Source organism: Streptomyces lunalinharesii (assembly GCF_039532155.1).
GTDB lineage: Bacteria > Actinomycetota > Actinomycetes > Streptomycetales > Streptomycetaceae > Streptomyces > Streptomyces lunalinharesii.
In genome coordinates, this window is sequence record NZ_BAAARK010000042.1 from 1 (window position 1) to 13,823 (window position 13,823).

Consider the following 13,823-nt stretch of genomic DNA (forward strand, 5'->3'; position numbering starts at 1 on the left):
GCCCCCGCACCACCCGCCCCCACCCCACCCACAACACAGGGCCCTCCCCCTCCTCCCTCCACACCGTCAACTCCCTCCACACCATCAACGATCAACTCCTGGTAGCCACCCACCTCATGGCCACCCACTGGAACGCGCTGCACGACCGCCCCATGGCCCCCGTCATCGTCACCATGCCCATCGACGACCGACCGCGAGGCCCCCACATGCCCATCGGCAACGGCACCCGCCTCACCCCGGTCGCCTTTCCCCCCATCCCTCCCAACACGCCCAGCGCCCCCACCCGCACCCCCTTCTCCCCCCAACCCCCCAGCCCCACCGTCACCCAGCTCCTCCACCACACCGCGGCCCGCACCCAAGCCCTGAAGTCCGCCACCCCGGGACCCCAACTCGCTTTCCCCTCCACCGCCTTGACGTCCCTCCCCCTCCCCGTCGGGGCGCGGCGCGCCCTCACCCGCGCCCTCCACTCCCTCGCCGCCCCCTGGACACCCACCGTCCTGCTCTCCAACATCGGCCGGGTCCCGTATCGCCTGGACTTCGGCGACGCGGGAGGCCGGGCGACCGCGGTGTGGTTCTCCGCCCCGGCCCGGATGCCGCGCGGCGTGAGCATCACCGCCGCCACACCCCGCGACGGCGACCGCATCCACCTGGCGCTCCGCTGGTCCCGCGCGCTCCTCGACGACGCGGCCGCCGCCCAACTGCTCGCCCTCTTCCGCGCCTCCCTCGCCGCCACCGCCTCGGCCACCACACCGCCCCCACCGGTGGGCGCCACCCCACGGACTGAAGGAGGCGGCACCCCATGACCGCCCTGCGCAACTTCTACGAGAACCCCGCGGTGCCGGTCGCCTCCGGCGACGCCCGGACCAGGCGCCAGGCCCGCCTCCTGGCGCGCGCCCTCGGCCCCGCCCGAGCCGGCGCCCCGCCCGCCACCGTCTTGGACATCGGCTGCGGCGACGGCACCGCCGCGGCCACCGCCGCGGACGTCCTCACCGGTCACCGCGTCGTCGGCGTCGACTGGTCCCAGGACGCCCTCCGCCGCGCCGCCGCCCACATCGGGCACGTCGTCCGCGGCGAACTCACCGACGGCGGGCTACCGTTCGCGACCGGCTCGGCCGACGCGGTCCTCTTCAGCGAGGTCATCGAGCACCTCGTCGACCCGGACGCCGCACTGGACGAGCTGCGCCGCGTCCTGCGCCCCGACGGCCACCTGCTGCTGTCCACCCCGAACCTCGCCGCCTGGTACAACCGCGGCCTGCTGCTCGCCGGCGTCCAACCCGTCTTCTCCGAGGTCAGCCTGCGCGGCATCCACGGCCGCCCCGGAACCCACGTCGTCGGCCACCTACGCCTCTACACGGCCCGCGCGCTCCGCGCCTTCCTCACCGCGTCCGGGTTCGACGTCATCCGCATCGCCGGCGCCCCGTACCACGACGTCCCCCGCCCCCTCCGCCCCCTCGACCGCGCCGCCTGCCACACCCCCTCGTTGGCCTCCATCCTCTTGGCCCACGCCCACCCTCACCACTCTCCGTAATCAACCGGGAACAAAACTACAGTCCGTAATCGTTGCCGAAACAGCAAGGAAAGAGGCCCCCGCAAGGCCCACCCGCACCCGACCCGACTCCCCAGCCCCAACCCCAACCCCAACCACCCCCAACCCGATCCGCCCCGACTCCCCAGCCCCCCCGACCCGCCCTGACTCCCCACCCATCCCCCATCAGGACCGACCCTCCCCAGCCAACCCGAGGCCCACCCCGAGGCGCATCCCGAAGCCCATCCCGAAGCCGTCCCCAGAAGGAGGTAGGCCAATGCTCTGGTGGGGCGTGGCGTCCGCACTCCTCGCCAACGTCCTGTACAGCACCGGCTTCGTGCTGGAAAAGCGCGCCCTCGCCGCCCTCCCTGCCCTCAACACCCGCCGCCCCGCCCAGCTCGTGCGCCACCTCCTCAGCAGCCCGCTGTGGCTCGGCGGCTCACTCGCCCTGGCCGCGGGCTTCGGTGCCCAACTCGCCGTCTACCGCGCCCTCCCCATAGCCGCCGCCCAAGGCATCTTCATCTCGGGCCTGGTCCTGCTGCTGCTCATGTCCTCCATGGTGCTGGGCGAGCGCACCAGCGGCCGGGAGCGGCAGAGCATCGCGGCGATCCTGCTGGCGCTCGTCCTCGTCGTCGCCTCCCTCCGGAACGACGACGCCCGCACCATCGCCCACACCGCCCCACCCGCAACCCTGCTCGCGATCGCGGTACCGTCCCTGGCCACCGGGCTGATGCTGTACCGCTCGGCGGAACGGCGCGCCCGGCGCCGCCACCGCCGACCGACCGCCGGCGTCCCCTACGGCGTGGCCGTCGGACTCCTCTACGGCGTCAGCTCGCTGGCCATCAAGGGCGCCTCCGGCCTGCTCGATCTCCAGGACCTCCCGGGCACCGCGGCAGCGCTGCTCCGCTCGCCCTACCCGTATCTCCTCCTCATCACCGGCACCACCGGCCTGGTCCTGTCACAGACGGCCCTGCAACGCTGCCGCGCCTCGGTGATCGTCCCCGTCTGCACCACCGTGACCTGCATCTTCACCGTCGCCTGCGGCACCGTCGCCTTCGACGAACCCTTGCCCGACGACCCCGTGCGCCTGGCCCTGCGACTCGGCGGCACCGCCGTGGCACTAACGGTCCTCCTGGCCCTACCCCGCCACGAAGCCCCCACCGACACGCCCGCACCATCCACCCCGCACCCGACCAAGCTCCCCTCCAGCCCCATTAGCCCCTCTAGCCCCTCCAGTCCCCCCAGCCTCTCCAGTCCTGCCCGCCCCTCCGGCAAAGCGGCGCCCGCATTGGAGCCGACACCGAGCCTCGCTCCCCCACCCACACCTCAACCCGGCGCCTCCATGACAACCACTGGGCAGATCAACGCAGTTGAGTCACGAGGCGAGGCATCCGCGACCGCATCCACATCGGCATCGGCATCGGCATCGGCATCGGCAGAAAGGGAGATCAGGACTGGACCGCCCACGGGAACGGCGAGAGGCGGAAGGAAAAACGAGAACACAAGGACAAGCAAGTTCCGGAGCACCACTCACGAGCTCCACGCCTCGCCACAGGGCCGCCGGGCAAGGGAAGGCACGAGACCCGAACCATGAACCCGGCACCCCATGCACCCCATGCGCCCCGAGCAACCCAAGCAACCCAAGCAACCCAAGCAACCGAAACACACCAACCACGAAGGGATTGACCGATGACGGAGTCGGCGGAGTCGGCAGAGTCGGCGGAATTGATGGAATTGACGAAGTCGGCGGGATCGGCAGGGTTAGTGGAGCCGACAGGACCGTCGGAGTTAGCGGAGTTGGCCAGGTGGAGCGATGACGGCGTTGGGCGCGGCAGGGTCGATCGCGCAGTGCCCGCCGAACACGCACGGCAGGAAGGGAGCGAGTCATGAAGGCTGACGATGCGCTGTTGAGGATTCTCGCGTGCCCGATCGACAAGGGCCCGCTGGCGCTGCTGGCCGCCGAGGAGGCGCTCTACAACCCGCGGCTGCGGCGGCGCTATCCGATCCTCGACGGGATTCCGCAGTTGCTGCCGTCTTCCGGGGAGCAGCTCTCGGACACGGACCACGAGCGTGCGGTGCGTCAGATCGAGGAGGCCGCGGAGGCTGATGCGGAAGCGCGGGCGGAGCAGACGGAGGGGGCGGGGTCGTGACGCTGGCGGCGCGGGTGGGGCCCTGGCTACCGGGGCGGCTGGTGTCGGCGCTCGCGGCCGGGCTCTACCAGCGCTTCGAACCGGAACTGGGCCGGCTGCACGACCTCTGCCCCGCGGGCGGCACGGCCGTGGACGTAGGGGGCTGGTACGGCCCGTGGACCCGCCGGCTGGCCCGGCACGCGGACCGGGTCGTCACCATCGAGCCCGTCCCCCATCTGGCCCGGGTGCTGGCGTCGGTCACCCCCGCACACGTCGACGTCATATCCGCCGCCGCCACCGACCACACCGGGTGCGCCACGCTCTGGCTCCCGCCCGGCGGCCGGGGCGATCGCGGGGTCTCCTCCCTCGTGCGCCGTGACGTGCACTCCGCCACCCTGGACGTCCCTTGCCTGCCTCTGGACGCACTGGGCCTCACCACCGTCACCCTCATCAAGATCGATGTGGACGGCGGCGAACTGCCGGTCCTACGCGGCGCGGCACGCACCATCGAGCGCGAACGACCCGCCCTCTTCATCGAGTTGGAGACCCGCATCCAGCCACTGACGCCCGTGCTGGAGTGGACCGCCGCCCGCGGGTATCGCGGCTGGGTCCTGCCGGACGACCGCTGGCTGCCACTGTCCGACTTCGATCTGTCCGCTCATCAGTCCCGCACCTCCCACGTCGCCGAACACGGTCTGCTGCGGCGCTCCCTCGCCCCGCACCGCCGTTACGTCAATTCCGTCCTCTTCCTCCCCGACGGCCTCCACCCGGGCCCCGTACGCACCCCGTCCACCCCCCGCACCACACCCACCGAGCGCACCTCACGCACCTCGCCGGCCGCCGCCCCCGCGCCGCCCCCCGCCGGCATCCACGACCATGTCCATCATGACCCCCGCCACTGACAACGCCCCGCCCGCCGGCTCCGGCACCCCCTCGGACCTGCCAGGACCCGTCGCGTTCCAGCTCGTGCTGCTGCGCCGCATGGCCGACCACCACCCGGTTCTCGTCGAGGACGCGCTCCGCCAACTAGGCGTCACCCGCGCGCAGATGCGCGAGGCCAACCGCCGCTGGCAGGCACGGATGCACAGCCCACGGGCGCGCGCCGGCCTCCAGTCGTACCGGGCGCTGCTCGGCACGCCCGAGACCGCGACCGCCCGCCGCATCGGCGACCTGACCTGCGAGGCGCTGACCTGGCCCGTCCCGCTCTGGCCGGACCTGCGGTTCGAGGTGCTCACCGCGCCCGGAGGCGGCGTCTGGAACGCCTGGCTGGTCCGGGCCCCCGGCGCGCCCGCCCCGGACCTCCGCACGACCGCGGACCTCGTGCCGTGGTCCTGCACGGTCGACGAGGTCGCCCGCGCCTTCGCCCCGGCCCGCCCGATGGAGGGCAGCGCCCCCACCCGCTGGCGCCTCGCCTGCACCGCCCCCGGCCCGGACGGCCCACCGCAGAACGTCATCGCGGAATTCACCTGGGGCCTCTACCAGCGACGAGCGGAGCCCACGAAAAACGGCCCCGCCACCACGGAGTCCCCGTAACCGACGCTCCGAACAGCTCCGACAGCTCCGACAGCTCCGACGAGCCTCGTCCGACAAGCCTCGCAGCAGCCACGTCGTCGATCTCGCGCACAAGGCACTGACGACGCATCACATCAGCACACCCAAGCCCCTGATGTCACACCATCAGATACTCAACGAGCCCACGAGGCCGCGAGCCCAGCGCCCCACAGTCCCGCACCCCCACCACACACCCCAACCCTGGCACCCCACACCCCACACCCCACCCCCGAAACGCCCCCTGAACAGGCCGCGAAGCCCCCCGCCCCGCTCCGCCCGTCCCCCGCCTGCCCGCCCCGTCCCCCGAGCGGACGCGCTCAACAGGCGGGCGCCGGTGCGGGCTCGGAGGATGGCGCACGAGCGCTTACGTGCGGGCGCTCGTGCCCAGATACCGGCCCACCGGGGACGTTCACACCGGCCCATCGGGGAGGAATCCACCATGACCATCAGCCTCGCCCAACTGCGGCGCTGCTCGGCCGCCGTCGACCTCGGCGCGGCCCGGACCAGGGTGTACGTCAAGAACCAGGGGCTGGTCGTCGACGAACCGACCGTCGCCGCGGTCAACACCCGCACCGGGTCGATGCTGGCCGTGGGCGCCCAGGCCGAGCTGATGGACGGCCGCACCCCCGACTACATCCGCGTGGTCCGGCCGGTCTCCAACGGGACGGTCGTGGACATCGACATGGCCCAGCGGCTGCTGCGCCATCTGGTGGGCGACAAGCTGCGCAAGACCTGGCGGCGGCGCCCCACGATGCGGGCCGCGGTCTGCCTCCCGTACGGCAGCGAGCCGCTGGCGCAGCGGGCGGCCGTGGAGACCCTGACCGGGCTGGGTGCCCGCCGGGTCGAGCTGGTCGACACGTTGGTCGCGGCGGCCGTCGGTTGCGGGCTCCCGGTGGAGCAGCCGGAAGCGACCATGATCGTGGTGTGCGGTGCGGGCACCACGCAGGTGGCGGTGCTCTCGCTCGGTTCGATCGTGGCCGCGGAGACCGTCCCGGTGGGCGGCAACGCCATCGACCACGCGGTGATCCAGCACCTCCGGTTGCACCACGAGTTGATGCTGCCGAACCAGTCCGTGCGCCCGCTGCACCTGATGCTGTCCGGGGACGGCGAACTGACCCCCGGTTCCACGGAGGTGCACGGGCGGGACGTGGTCAGCGGCCTCGCCCGGTCCGTGCACGTGGACACGGAGCGGGTGCGGCGGGCCATCATCACCCCGTTGACGGCGATCCTGGACGGGATCGGGGCGGTGCTGCGGCGTTGCCCGCCGGACCTCGTGGCCGACCTCGGCGAGCGCGGCATCATGCTGGCGGGTGGCAGCGCGCTGATCCCGGGGCTGGAGCCGATGATCCACGAGGCCACGTCGATGCCGGTGCACATCGCGGACCAGCCGGGCACCTGCGCGGTGCAGGGGCTGGGCGCCATGATCGAGGGCAAGGTGCAGCCCCTGCACCTCGACCCGATGGCCCCGTGACCCCGGCCCCAGCACCAGCACCAGCACCAGCACCAGCACCAGCACCAACCTGAGCCCGCCCCGCACCGGACAGGGACCGGCCCGACTCCCGCACCGGCGCCCCCGCTCCCCGCTCCCCGCTCCCCGCTCCCCGCTACAGACTCCGCGCGTTCCAGGCGACCACCGCGGGGCGGTCGTGTTCGCTGCCCAGGACGCCGACCGCGCCGGTGCCGAAGGTGAACAGGCCACCCGCGGAAGCCGGAAGGCCCAGCCGCCGCGCCGTCAGCACCCGCAGGAAGTGGGCGTGGCCCACGAGCGCCACGTCCCCCTCGTCGCCCCCGCCGTCCTCGTCGCCCTTGAGGTGGGGTGCGATCAGGGCCAGTACGCGGTCGGCGCGCGCGCCGACCTCCTCGGGCGACTCCCCGGGGTGCTCGGCCGGGCCCGGGGCGACGCCGTCGTCGAAGAGGTACCAGTCGGGTCTGCTGCGGTGGATCTCGGCGGTGGTGATGCCCTCGTCCCCGCCGTAGTCCCATTCCCGCAGGTCATCGAGGACGTGCGGGGTGGGCAGCCCGGCGAGTTCGGCGGTGCGCAGGGCCCGCTGCATCGGGCTTGCGTAGACCCGCGCGATCTTCCGGCCCGACAGCAGCGGACGGAGGGCGCGGGCCTGCTCCTCGCCGTCGGTGGTGAGCGGGAGGTCGGTCCAGCTGGTGTGCCGGCCGTCGCGGCTCCACTCGGTCTCGCCGTGGCGGACCAGCAACAGCTCGCTCACGCGCGCTACGCCTGCTCTCCGGTGCCGGCCTGTCCCTGCTGGTCCTGCTGGGCCTGGGCGTCGGCGACCGAGGCGCGGACCTCGTCCATGTCGAGGGCGCGGGCCTGGCCGATGACGTCCTCCAGGGCGGCCTCGGGGAGCGCGCCGGGCTGGGCGAACACCGCGATGTTCTGCCGGACGATCATCAGGGTGGGGATGGAGCTGATGTCGAAGGCGGCGGCGAGCTCCGGCTCCTTCTCGGTGTTGACCTTGGCGAAGACCAGGTCACCGTGGGTCTCGGACGACCGCTCGAACACCGGCCCGAACTGCTTGCAGGGGCCGCACCATTCGGCCCAGAAGTCGATCAGGACGAAATCGTTGCCCGAGACGATCTCGTCGAAGTTTTCCTTGGTGAGCTCCACGGTGCTCATACGCGCTTCCCTACTTACGGGCCGTCGGGGCTTTGGCGGGTTCCCGCCGGCGCCCCGGGTACGGCTGTCGTCTGTGGCTGGTTTCGGCTGTTCGGTTGGTTCGTTGCGGTGTACGACGCTACGACGGGCCGCGTGGCACGCCGCAAGCGGGTGGCGGTCCGCCCGCGTTTCCTCCGTTATGGCCGCTGTCAGCACCTTCGTGACAGTTTCCGTAACAGCGGCACGCCGTACGGTATTCCGCACACCCAACTGCCCGGCTCCCCTGCCCACACCGAGCCGTCCTAGACGTGCCGTGGCCGAGATCACCTGCCCGGGCCCACGCGACGGGGCGCAGGTGTCGGGAGCGCGCGCCCGCGCGGCCCGTCCGCCCGCACTGCCGTGCCCCACCCCCCGCCCTACGATGGACGGGGGGCCGCCCCGGAAGGAGGCGTCGGCCCGATGGACGCGACGGACACCCGCGTCGACGAGATCGCGGACGGGATCTACCGGATCTCCACGTTCGTTCCCGAGGTGGCCGCGCCGGCCGGCTTCACGTTCAACCAGTTCCTCATCGACGCGGAGGAACCGCTGCTCTTCCACACCGGCATGCGTCACCTCTTCCCGCGGGTCTCGGAGGCCGTCCGCCGGGTGGTGCCGCTGGACCGGTTGCGCTGGCTGGCGTTCGGGCACGTGGAGGCCGACGAGTGCGGCGCGATGAACGAGTTCCTGGCCGTGGCTCCGCGCGCCCAGGTGGCGCACGGGCTCCAGGGGTGCCTGGTCTCGCTCGACGACCTCGCCGACCGGCCGCCGCGCCCGTTGGCGCACGGCGAAACCCTCGACCTGGGCGGCAAGGAGGTGCTGCGGCGTCGGGTGCTGCACCTCAACACCCCGCACGTACCGCACAATTGGGAGGCGCGGGTGCTGTTCGAGGAGACCACCGGCACGCTGTTGTGCGGGGACCTCTTCACCCACCTGGGCAACGGCCCGCCGGTCACCGACCACGATCTGGTGGAGCCTGCGCTGGACGCGGAGGAGGTGTTCCGCCAGACGTCGTGCCTGACGGCGGCGGTGGAGACGCTGCGTTCCCTGGCCCGGCTCTCGCCCGCGACGTTGGCGGTGATGCACGGTTCGTCGTACCGGGGGGACGGGGCGGCGGCGCTGCGCGCCCTGGCCGACGGTTATCAGGAGCGGTTCGGCCCGGAGCGGGAGTTCGCCGCCCGCCCGAGCGCCCTCGCCGGCGCCAGCGCCCCGCAGGGCTGACCGCCGCTCCTCGCGGCGGGCGGCCGAGGTGGTGCGTCCGGGCCCGGCGGGGCGTCGCCGAGCGCGTCGCGACGGGATGTCGCGGCGGCTGCGTCGTGGCACGCAGCGGTCTGTGGCGCCGGCTAGCATCGCTGGAGAGACCGCCAAGAACGGAGTGTTCATCTGTGCGTCAGCTGCGCGTAGGCGTCGCCATCTTGACCATGGGAAACCGCCCCGCCGAACTCCAGGAGCTGCTGGATTCGGTGGCGAAGCAGGACCTTCCGGCGACGCACATCGTGGTCGTCGGCAACGGCTCGCCGCTGCCCCCGCTGCCCGAAGGCGTCACGGGCGTGTCGCTGAGCGAGAACCTGGGGGTCTCCGGTGGCCGGAACGTCGCCCTGGACGAGCTGCGCAAGCTCGGTGACCTGGACGTGGTGGTCGATCTCGACGACGACGGGCTGCTGATCAGCACGGACGTCTTCAGTCGGCTCGCGGAACTGTACGAGCAGGACCCGAAGTTGGGGATCGTCAGCTTCCGCATCGCCGACGAACTGGGCCGCACCCAGCGCCGCCACGTGCCGCGCCTACGGGTCGGCGATCCGCAGCAGGGCGGACTGGTCACCACGTTCCTCGGCGGCGGGCACGCGTTGTCCGTGCCGATGCTGGACCGGACCGGCGGCTGGCCGGACGAGTTCTTCTACGCCCACGAGGAGACCGATCTGGCCTGGCGGGCGTTGGACGACGGCTGGCACATCCGCTACGCGCCGGAGATGGTGCTGCAGCACCCGTACACCTCGCCGACCCGGCACGCGGTCTACCACCGGATGGTCGCCCGGAACCGCGTGTGGTTGGCGAAGCGCCACCTGCCGGCGGTGCTGGTCCCCGTGTACCTCGGTGTCTGGGCGGGCCTGACGGCCGTCCGCAGCCCGTCGGCGGCGGGCCTGCGGGCGTGGGCCGCGGGGTTCGCCGAGGGCGTCCGGACCCCGTGCGGACGCCGACGGCCGATGCGCTGGCGCACGGTGTGGCGCATGACACGACTGGGGCGCCCCCCGGTCATCTAGGGCGTTTCTGACGGATCTCCGCGCGGCCGGCCGGACCGTACGGCGCCGCACGCAGGAAAGGCCCCCGCGGTTTCCCGCGGGGGCCTTTCCTGTCTTTCTCGCCGTGCGCCGTCAGGCCAGATCGTTTCTGCGCCATGGGGCTGTGGTGGGGCGGGTGGGACTCGAACCCACGGCCGACGGATTATGAGTCCTTTTCGGATCTTCCGATCAGTGCATGTTCTTGCCTTGATCTTCTCGTTTCCGCAGGTCAAGAGGCTGCTGACGTTCGTGTCCCACCTTGGCCTTCCTGGTCTTTCCGGGCCCTTCCGTCCACTGCGAGTCCACCGGCGTCCGTCCTGATCGCCAGGCCTGAAGGCACGGTGAGCCATCCCCACAGGTCGAAGCCATCCGGGTGGAGGGGCATCGGACTTCGGCGCAGCGGAGTGCCCTTCCAACACGTAGAGGCTCCACCCAATTGGGCGGAGCCTCTAGCAAAGTCCTAACGAGGAAGAATACCTCGCCGCGCCAGCATCAGCCTTCGCGCACCGGTTAGTCCTCGGAGAAGGTGTGCGTCGCTCGGCGGTAGGGCTGGGAGATCATGGCGAGACGCTGTGGAAGCCACAGGTCGTCTCGCTCGTTCAGGCTCAGTTCAGTTCCGCGCCGCAGCAGCCAGATGTCCTCGAACTGGAAGTGCAGCACTGCGTCACCGGCGACTCGCCCCAGGAGGGCGGAAGTCAGCCGGATCATCTCGTCCTGCTGGTCGGAGGGTTCCCCTCTCCGGCCATCCAGCCGGAACCGGACTGACGCCGTCGGGGTGAAGCCCAGGTCAAGGGCCACAGGGTGCCCCCACGGCATCGGCCGGTCCTCACCGACCGAGATCCACATGCCGGAGCCTGTGACCGCGCCTTCCTCGAGCACACCCTCGGGGGTGACTGATGCATCGAACACCCCGGCGGACCGGGCGACGTCACAGAGATGCCAGGCAACCTGTAGGACGGATTTCTCCGCCGCGATATCGAGGCTGTAGGAGATGGCCATGCAGTTAGTCTTTCTCGCGAGTTCTAGGGGTAGAGGTGCAGGATGTTGCCGTCTTTATCGATGGCGATGACCTCTTTGAGTCCCGGGTTCGGCCAGTCGTGCAGCTGCGCGTTCATCTTGGATACGTCGACAGGGCTGTCGGTCAAGTTCAGCACGACGCGTTCGGTTTGCTCTTTGTCGATCTTTCCCTGGATTTCGCCGGCGATGTTCCGGGCGCTGCCGGAGCTGGGCGAGTAGCAGTCGAATACCTTGCCGTTGATTTTGTAGTCCGGATTTTTAGAGCCGGGTACCTCAGGTGAATGCTCGACGTCGTAGCCGTGTTGGGCCAGTTTGTCAGCCGACTCGTTCTGGCGCGTCAGCGCGCGTACGGTCGTGGGGTCGGCGTTCTTGGAGATGGATTCTGGATTGCCGCGTGCCGTGGCGTTGGGGTCGGGGTCGCGCTGAGGCAGAGTGTGGCCATTGTCCTCGGGTGGCCGACCGCCCCCGCCTCTCCCGTCGGACTCCATGTTCACACGGTTGGGGCCTGCCGCGTCCTTGAAGATGTCGCTTGCTCCGGCACCGGCCAATCCGAGGCCGCCGGCGATCGCGGTGGCGGAGACCGCGGCGGTGGGCACGCCCAGCGCGGCGCCGACCCCGGTGAGGTCCAACGCGGCGCCGGCCACTTCTCCACCGGCACCGAGGGTCGCCAGGCCAATGCCTCCCAGCACCTGTCCGACGGCACCGGGATCGTGCAGCATGGCGTTGCCCACCGAGGCAAGGTCGGTCAGCACGGTTTCGCCGACCTTTGCGACGACGTGGCCTGTACCGGAGAGGAACGAGCCGATGCCGTCGCCGAGTTCGGACCAGAACCCCGGTTCCGGAGGTGCGAGGTCGCGTGCTTCCCCGATGATGATGGCCGCGGTCTGCCCAGCGGTGTCCAATTGGCTAGCGGCGCTGTCCAGTTTACTCTGGGCGGCTTCGTGATTCTCTTCGCCCGAGTTCCAGAGGCTGATGGCGTCTTCCGCCTGGTTCTGCGCCCAGGACAGTGTGGCAACGTAGGCGTCCATGGCCTTTGCGGCGTCATGGAAGGCGTCGCCGGCGCGCAGCCACTTGCTTGGCTGGCCGTGGTAGACCTCGTGAAATGCGTCGGCTGCCTCACCGCTCCAGCCGTCGCTGGTGTCGATGCGTTTCAGGCCCTCGCCGGCGCGATAGAGGAGGTCTCCGTACGCCTGTAGTGCTGACTGCGTGCGACGTAGCGCGGCGGGGTTGCCGGGTATCAGCTGTGTTGCGCGGCTACCTTTTTCGAGGTCTGTCACTGCCGCTTCACCGCCGGGTCCGTGGTCCCGCGCAGCATTCCGTGGAATTGCTTGTGGGTGTGTTCCTCAACGCTGCGGTAGGCGTTCACGCTCGCTGTCAGACGGGTGGCGATCTCCTGGCCGTCCTTTGCGAGGTTGTCGACTCCACGCTGCCAACAGTCAAGGAAGTCGGACAGGGTGCTGGCCAGGCCTTCGTGCCCGACCTCCGACTCGTCGTGCGAAATGTCGCTGACTTTTTGAACGCTGATCTGGTCCAGCGTGCCGTTCACCCCGGTGGCGGCCTTCTCCAACGCTCCAAGGTCAACCTGGTACTGCTCGCCCATCTATCCCCCCGGTTCAGGTCTCCACAAGCCGATACCCGACCGAGGGGAGTCTGCCAAAAGACAGGTTCCGATTTGATCCCTATATAACGTTTTAGCGCGCGTAGATGGAGGGTTCTTGACTTGGCCTTGGATTGCACTTGGGCAACGATTCATGACCTTGCTGCCGACGCCTCACGAGTCAGCAAGGCCTCAGCCGCATGCGCAACTCGCAGTGAGCGATCCTGCCGCAACACTCACGCGCGGGGCGCGCCTCTCGATCAGGTCAGGAACCGGGTTCCGTGACTGGGACCGTCGCCCGACGCTTCGAGCCTCGCTTACGGGACCGCCTGTTTGCAGCAGCAGGCAGAGCGGGCTGACTTTCTCAATCCACCCACGTCGCCCCACTGCCGGTGGACATCGAAGTCCCGATCAGCCCGACCGTGCCCCAGCCGGCCGAGCTCATACGCGTACCGGTCCGCCGCGCCCTGCCGCAGATCGGGGTTGGCGTACACCGCCTTGCGACAGCCGGGGCGGCACGAGCTTGTCGTCCATCTCGCGCGGCAGCAGCGGCTTGACGCTCGCCTTCCGCCGGGCGGGCGCCGGCAGGCCGCGGACTCCGGCCAGGACCCGCTTGCCGGCACTCGCCGCGTCCAGCGCCTGCGGCTCACCGAGCAGCGTCAGGAACGGGCACACCGTGGCGTACTGGGCCGTCAGCGCAGCCCGCAGGGAGACCTCCGTCGAGTCCTCGGGCACGAGCGAGACCACCACGGCAGTGGCCGTCAGTACGGCAGCGCACGGGGCGACTTCCGCTACCGCCGCCCGCAGCGGCGATAGCCTCCGTACCTACGTTCCCCGAGGCCGCCCTCACCGCACAAGGCCGTTCATGAACGGGATTTTGGTGCCCCGCCGTGGCCCCGGCACTGAAAGTGACCCCGAACCAGGGTTCAGCCGTCGCCGAGACGGGCCCCACAGCCCCGGTCGACGGCACAACCTCGTCACGCGTAGGCAGCCCGATCCGTCCAACTTCCATGCAACCTTCATGCCACCCGCACCTGCCCTAACACGTAGGCTCCCTGCGCAGGAACACACGCCAATC

General features: G+C 70.7%; 12 protein-coding genes and 3 pseudogenes. 9 read left to right on the forward strand and 6 right to left on the reverse strand.

The annotated features are described in order from the left end of the window. The 7 genes and pseudogenes from ABD385_RS35335 to mreB all read left to right on the forward strand — a co-directional run. Nucleotides 1-803: pseudogene (locus ABD385_RS35335) on the forward strand (hypothetical protein); the annotation flags it as partial. Continuing rightward, nucleotides 800-1,528: a class I SAM-dependent methyltransferase gene (locus ABD385_RS35340; RefSeq protein WP_344583627.1), complete on the forward strand. Its 729-nt coding sequence runs from the start codon at nt 800-802 to the stop codon at nt 1,526-1,528. The pseudogene ABD385_RS35335 and the gene ABD385_RS35340, both read left to right, overlap by 4 nt. 274 nt (nt 1,529-1,802) lie before the next feature. Beyond that, nucleotides 1,803-2,840 (forward strand): annotated as a pseudogene (locus ABD385_RS35345) (DMT family transporter); the annotation flags it as partial. Nucleotides 2,841-3,411: 571 nt separating this feature from the next. Then, a complete protein-coding gene (locus tag ABD385_RS35350) occupies nt 3,412-3,675 on the forward strand; it encodes a Trm112 family protein (protein WP_344583628.1) in 264 nt (87 codons plus the stop codon). After that, entirely contained in the window at nt 3,672-4,556 is an 885-nt protein-coding gene (locus tag ABD385_RS35355; protein ID WP_344583629.1) for an FkbM family methyltransferase, read from the forward strand. Before ABD385_RS35350 ends, ABD385_RS35355 begins: the two co-directional genes overlap by 4 nt. Next, the gene (locus ABD385_RS35360; protein ID WP_344583631.1) at nt 4,540-5,187 is read left to right on the forward strand and encodes a hypothetical protein; all 648 of its coding nucleotides are present in this window, start codon (nt 4,540-4,542) and stop codon (nt 5,185-5,187) included. Before ABD385_RS35355 ends, ABD385_RS35360 begins: the two co-directional genes overlap by 17 nt. A gap of 457 nt (nt 5,188-5,644) precedes the next feature. Next, nucleotides 5,645-6,676, forward strand: coding sequence for a rod shape-determining protein (mreB, locus tag ABD385_RS35365; protein WP_016571861.1), 1,032 nt, complete (start codon nt 5,645-5,647; stop codon nt 6,674-6,676). A gap of 133 nt (nt 6,677-6,809) precedes the next feature. Here the strand turns inward: mreB and ABD385_RS35370 are convergent, their stop codons facing one another. Beyond that, nucleotides 6,810-7,424: a histidine phosphatase family protein gene (locus ABD385_RS35370; RefSeq protein WP_344583633.1), complete on the reverse strand. Its 615-nt coding sequence runs from the start codon at nt 7,422-7,424 to the stop codon at nt 6,810-6,812. 5 nt (nt 7,425-7,429) lie between these two features. Next, nucleotides 7,430-7,834 carry a thioredoxin gene (gene trxA / locus ABD385_RS35375; protein WP_344583635.1) on the reverse strand — a complete coding sequence of 135 codons (405 nt, stop codon included), beginning with the start codon at nt 7,832-7,834 and terminating at the stop codon, nt 7,430-7,432. Nucleotides 7,835-8,272: 438 nt separating this feature from the next. Between trxA and ABD385_RS35380 the strand changes: the two genes are divergently transcribed. Both ABD385_RS35380 and ABD385_RS35385 read left to right on the forward strand, forming a co-directional pair. Next, nucleotides 8,273-9,073, forward strand: coding sequence for an oxygen-binding di-iron domain-containing protein (locus tag ABD385_RS35380; RefSeq protein WP_344583637.1), 801 nt, complete (start codon nt 8,273-8,275; stop codon nt 9,071-9,073). A 164-nt stretch (nt 9,074-9,237) separates the two neighbouring features. Further along, nucleotides 9,238-10,113, forward strand: a complete 876-nt coding sequence (locus ABD385_RS35385; RefSeq protein WP_344583639.1) for a glycosyltransferase family 2 protein — start codon at nt 9,238-9,240, stop codon at nt 10,111-10,113. A 528-nt stretch (nt 10,114-10,641) separates the two neighbouring features. On the opposite strand, the gene ABD385_RS35390 is transcribed toward ABD385_RS35385, so the two are convergent. From ABD385_RS35390 to ABD385_RS35405, 4 genes and pseudogenes are all read right to left on the reverse strand, one after another. Continuing rightward, complete coding sequence (locus ABD385_RS35390) at nt 10,642-11,130, reverse strand: SitI3 family protein (protein ID WP_344583641.1); 489 nt, start codon at nt 11,128-11,130, stop codon at nt 10,642-10,644. 23 nt (nt 11,131-11,153) lie between these two features. Further along, on the reverse strand, nt 11,154-12,425 hold the full coding sequence (locus ABD385_RS35395) for a putative T7SS-secreted protein (protein WP_344583643.1): 1,272 nt from the start codon (nt 12,423-12,425) through the stop codon (nt 11,154-11,156). Continuing rightward, nucleotides 12,422-12,748 carry a hypothetical protein gene (locus ABD385_RS35400; RefSeq protein ID WP_344583645.1) on the reverse strand — a complete coding sequence of 109 codons (327 nt, stop codon included), beginning with the start codon at nt 12,746-12,748 and terminating at the stop codon, nt 12,422-12,424. The genes ABD385_RS35395 and ABD385_RS35400 overlap by 4 nt, the downstream gene beginning before the upstream one ends. Before the next feature lie 440 nt (nt 12,749-13,188). Continuing rightward, nucleotides 13,189-13,561 (reverse strand): annotated as a pseudogene (locus ABD385_RS35405) (Tn3 family transposase); the annotation flags it as partial. Nucleotides 13,562-13,823: the final 262 nt, after the last annotated feature.